The sequence below is a fragment of the Mycobacterium sp. genome (genome assembly GCF_049673265.1).
Lineage (GTDB): Bacteria > Actinomycetota > Actinomycetes > Mycobacteriales > Mycobacteriaceae > Mycobacterium.
This window is the reverse complement of the sequence record NZ_JBATXN010000598.1, coordinates 1-1652: the sequence shown is the minus strand read 5'-3', so window position 1 is coordinate 1652 and position 1652 is coordinate 1. Positions and strand designations below refer to the sequence as shown.

The window sequence follows — 1652 nt, the reverse complement described above, 5'->3', positions numbered from 1 at the left end:
CCTTGCGGACCCGTTGATGCATCCGTTCGGCGAACGCCTCTGCCAGCCGGTCGGCGATCGACTCCAGCAGGATCGCGCTGTAGTCGTCGAGGGCCTCCTTGAACTCCGCGATCTTTTCTTGGCTGCCGAGTCCCGACGTGACGGCGAAGGCGCCGACGTAGTCGGGCAGACCGGTGTCTTTGGGCGCGATGTAGTCGCCCAGCGACCGGTTCGGGATGCCGTCCCGGTGCTCGCCCTGCTGGCGCAGGTTGTGCAACGTGGTCAGAACCTCGGTCCGGGTCTCGTCGGTGTAGACCTCGATGTCGTCGCCGACCGCGTTCGCCGGGAAGAACCCGATCACCCCGTTGGCCGTCAGCCACTTCTCCTTGATCAGGGTGTCGAGCATCTGCTGGGCCTCGTCGTACAGTTTGCGGGCAGCCTCGCCCGAGGCCGGGTTGTTGAGGATGTCGGGGAACTTGCCCTTCATCTCCCAGGCGTTGAAGAACGGCTGCCAGTCGATGTACTCGCGCAACTCGGCGAGGTCGTAGTCGAGAAACTCTCGCACGCCGAGTCCCTGGGCGGGCACCGGCGGCGTGTAGCCGTCCCACTCGATCGGTGTCCGGTTCGCGCGGGCCTTCTCCAGTGTCAGCATCGGCCGCTCGTTCTTCTGGGCGTGCCGTTCGCGAAGGGCCGCGTAGTCCTTTTCGGTCGCCTCCAGCAGAGCCGGGCGCTGTTTGTCGTCGAGCAGCGCGGCGGCGACCGGCACCGAGCGGGAGGCGTCCTTGACCCAGACCACCGGACCGCTCCGACGCGGCGACACCTTCACGGCTGTGTGGGCGCGCGAGGTGGTCGCGCCACCGATCAGCAGCGGGATCTCCAGCCCTTCACGTTCCATCTCGACGGCGAAGTTGACCATCTCGTCCAGGGACGGGGTGATCAGACCCGACAGTCCGATGATGTCGGCGTCGTGCTCCTTCGCCGCGTCCAGAATCTTCTGGGCGGGCACCATCACACCGAGGTCGATCACTTCGTAGTTGTTGCACTGCAGGACGACCCCGACGATGTTCTTGCCGATGTCATGGACGTCGCCCTTCACCGTCGCCATCACGATCGTGCCGTTGGTGTCCTTACCGGCCGCGGCGCCGGAGGTAACCTTCTCCTCCTCGATGAACGGCAGAAGGTACGCAACGGCCTTCTTCATCACCCGGGCCGACTTCACCACCTGGGGCAAAAACATCTTGCCCGAGCCGAAGAGGTCACCGACGACGTTCATGCCGTCCATCAGCGGACCCTCGATCACCTCGATCGGGCGACCACCTGCGTCGGCGATCTCGGCTCGCAATTCCTCCGTGTCGGCATCGACGTGGGCGTCGATGCCCTTGACCAGGGCGTGCGTGATCCGCTCGCGCACCGGAAGGCTCCGCCATTCGGCCGCCACCGGGTCCACATCTCCCTGGGCCTCGCCCGACTGGTTGAACCGTTCCGCGATCTCCAGCAGCCGCTCGGCCGCGTCCTCGCGACGGTTCAGGACGACGTCCTCGATCCGGTCCCGCAGCTCGGGGTCGATCGAGTCGTAGGGCACCAGCGCACCGGCGTTGACGATGCCCATGTCCAGGCCGGCCTTGATCGCGTGGTACAGGAACACCGCGTGGATCGCCTCGCGGACGGGGTTG

Annotated in this window: 1 protein-coding gene; it reads right to left on the bottom strand. The window is 66.0% G+C overall.

What is annotated here, in order from left to right:
- Positions 1-1652 (bottom strand): vitamin B12 dependent-methionine synthase activation domain-containing protein (locus WBF82_RS20185; protein WP_424384708.1); only part of this gene is annotated, 1652 nt, incomplete at both ends.